This window comes from Oleiphilus sp. HI0117 (assembly GCF_001635235.1).
In genome coordinates this window covers 1-2,750 of sequence record NZ_LWGA01000942.1, presented here as the reverse complement: position 1 = coordinate 2,750, position 2,750 = coordinate 1, and the positions used below count along the sequence as shown (strand labels likewise).

General features: G+C 44.9%; 3 protein-coding genes and 1 pseudogene. 1 reads left to right on the top strand and 3 read right to left on the bottom strand.

Annotated elements, in window-relative coordinates:
* Nucleotides 1-209: pseudogene (locus tag A3757_RS27665) on the top strand (histidine kinase); the annotation flags it as partial.
* A gap of 32 nt (nt 210-241) precedes the next feature.
* Here A3757_RS27665 and A3757_RS16870 read toward each other — a convergent pair.
* The 3 genes from A3757_RS16870 to A3757_RS16860 form a co-directional block, all read right to left on the bottom strand.
* The gene (locus A3757_RS16870; RefSeq protein ID WP_068512097.1) at nt 242-487 is read right to left on the bottom strand and encodes a DUF6868 family protein; all 246 of its coding nucleotides are present in this window, start codon (nt 485-487) and stop codon (nt 242-244) included.
* Between the two features lie 114 nt (nt 488-601).
* Entirely contained in the window at nt 602-1,234 is a 633-nt protein-coding gene (locus tag A3757_RS16865; RefSeq protein WP_068512094.1) for an FKBP-type peptidyl-prolyl cis-trans isomerase, read from the bottom strand.
* A 65-nt stretch (nt 1,235-1,299) separates the two neighbouring features.
* Nucleotides 1,300-2,670, bottom strand: a complete 1,371-nt coding sequence (locus A3757_RS16860) for a wax ester/triacylglycerol synthase family O-acyltransferase (protein ID WP_068512090.1) — start codon at nt 2,668-2,670, stop codon at nt 1,300-1,302.
* Nucleotides 2,671-2,750: the final 80 nt, after the last annotated feature.

Sequence of the window (2,750 nt, the reverse complement as noted above, 5' to 3'; positions counted from 1 at the left end):
ACGAACACATTAGCTTATTAGCTAATTTCTTTGAAAGACACTCCAAGCCAACAAGTGAGGTCATTTTGGTAGATCCTGGGCGCGGCAAAAAAAACAAACTCAGCAAACGAATGATTGACTTTGGTTTTAGCTCAAGCCACTTTAAGCCTGAGCATACCGACTATTTAGAGGGCCAGTTCAAAGGCCATATTCTAAAGTTTTCACGCTAGCCGTAGGCTGCGCTACTCAGGTCAAAGCAGAGCTAATGCCACATAATCTTCAACGCAAGGTAGGGCGCAACAAAAAACACCAAAGTCATGACTTTGTACTGGCTTAGAAAGCTAAGATAAACAGGGGCCAGTTGCTTTTCCTCAAGATCAAACATCTTGCTGTGTATCGATGTAATGGCCTCTTTGAAAAATACCACCGCGATACTAGCCAGAGACAGATAAGCAAGATTAATCAAAACCGCCCAACCTAATAGTTCAGTAAGTTGCGTAATTGTCATCCCTCAGCCCTCCTATTACTTTGTAAATACAGAGAAAGCAGAAGCTTCCTAGGCCTTAATCAGGCACCACGCAGTATTGCTCTTCGAGGTGCCTGGTAGCAAAAACGGCAAGTCTTACTTAACAATATTCATCAGGTGAACATCGAATACCAGTACCGCGTTAGGCGGTATTGCTGGCGGCGAGCCCATTTCACCATAGGCTAGCTTAGAGGGTACTACAAAGCGCCACTTTGAGCCGACAGGCATCATTGATAAACCTTCCGTCCAACCGGGGATAACCTGATCTAATGCAAACTCAGCGGGTTCATTTCGGGTAATAGAGCTGTCAAAAACCTGGCCATCAATGAATGAGCCGTGATAGTGAACGCGTACAGTCTGATCAATACTAGGCTTATCGCCCTCTGCACTTTCCAGAATTTCGTACTGTAGACCTGAGTCGGTAACTTGTACGCCTTCTCGCTTGGCATTTTCATCTAAGAAAGTTTTGCACAAATCCTGATACTTCTCGGTACGATCTTTCTCGAACTGCATGCGCTTTTCTTTAATCGTGTCATAGGCTTCGTTGAGTTCGCTTTCGGACAAAGCCGAAGGTTCACCATTAAAGCATGCTCGCAAAGCCTGAATCGTTGCTTCAATATCCATTCCCTCGAAGCGGTTCTTTTGCATCTGACGGCCAAACTGCCATCCAAATCCATAGCTCACTTTCTGCTCGAACGATTGAGGTTTATCTTCAGTCTTCTTTGTCATATCTCTATATCTACTAGTCGTTAAGTTTGTTACTTGCCAATCGAAATGGTCAGTAGGGTAATATCTTAGATGTCAGCGGCCACTTCCAATTCCTCTAATCCCTTCTGTACATAATCCAGCAAACGCTGCATAGACGGCAAGGTGCGGCGGCAAGCCGTAAAGCCGAATTCTAACTGATCTACATAACTGACCAAAGTAATATTCAAGGCAATACGATCCAGAGGTATTGAAACGGGATACATCCCCTCTAGCTGCGCACCATTCCAATACTGTGTTTTCTTTGGCCCTGGTACATTAGAAATAACAACGTTGAATGCCTGAAGTTTTTCCGACAAACCCGTTAACATATTCAAACCAGCGGGTGCCAAGGTCAAAGCGGTATAATTGATCGCTTCTTCAAGCGACATCTGTGAGTATCGCTCTTTGGAATCTTTGACCGAATTTTTTACCATTTCCAAGCGTTTAGCTGGGTCAGCAACATGGGTTCCCAGGCTAGCAAGGATCATCGCAATTTGATTTCCCGCCGCACTATCATCTCGGCGCATAGACATTGGAACCATCGCAACTAAGGGTTTAGTGGGTAAGGAATGTTGACTAATTAAATAATTACGTAAGGCACTACCGCAAACAGCCAACACAACATCATTCAGTGTGGCGTCCATTTTCTTAGCCAAGGTTTTAAAGCGTTCTATTGGATATGACTGCGCTGCAAAACGACGCGAGCCTGTTATTGGCTTATTTAGAATACTGTTCGGCGCCTGAAACACAGAGACATAATCTGGATTAGATCGTGCCTGCCCTATAGCATGACTCACTTCTTTAATAAGCGTCGGCACCGTAGAAATTTGCTTCCCGGCCTCACCGACGATATTTGCCAGACTCTGCGCAATATTGGCATTATTAATATTTTCTGGACGGATCTTCTTCACTTGAGGCAAGGCCCACAAAGGCGGTAAACCACGAGCTTCAGGGTCTTCTGATAACAGCTTAGCTGTCATCCGCATTGCCGCCACACCGTCTAACATACAGTGGTGCGCTTTAAAGTACATCGCAAAACGACGACCTCGAATACCTTCAATCAAATGGCTTTCCCACATTGGTCGCTCTCGATCCATTAGGGCGCCATGCTTAACCGAAACCAAGGCGAGTAGTTCTCGAATTCTTCCTGGCTTTGGTAAGGCGCTATGACGAAAGTGATGCTCTAGATCAAACTGAAGATCTTCTTCCCAATGGTATTGGCCGAAGCGAGATTTTAAACGCTGATTAAAAGGCGCGATGGGTTGCTGAAAGGAACGCATATACTCAGCAAGCTCTGTCACATATTTTGGGCCGGCATCTTCAGGAAAGTGATAAAGGTGCAAACCACCCACATGCATTGGCTGCTGACGTTTCTCGAGCCATAAGAAAATCTGATCTGCTAAACTCAATGATTTCATAAAGATTCCATCCAAACTGTGAGTAAAAACGCGAAAAACTGCTCAGCCATATTTAAACTGTTTCCCCTGGCCAACTACAA

What these genes read in the sequence shown, in the direction of transcription:
- A3757_RS16870 (WP_068512097.1), bottom strand. Translation starts at nt 487, where the DNA reads ATGACAATTACGCAACTTACTGAACTATTAGGTTGGGCGGTTTTGATT.
- A3757_RS16865 (WP_068512094.1), bottom strand. Translation starts at nt 1,234, where the DNA reads ATGACAAAGAAGACTGAAGATAAACCTCAATCGTTCGAGCAGAAAGTG.
- A3757_RS16860 (WP_068512090.1), bottom strand. Translation starts at nt 2,670, where the DNA reads ATGAAATCATTGAGTTTAGCAGATCAGATTTTCTTATGGCTCGAGAAA.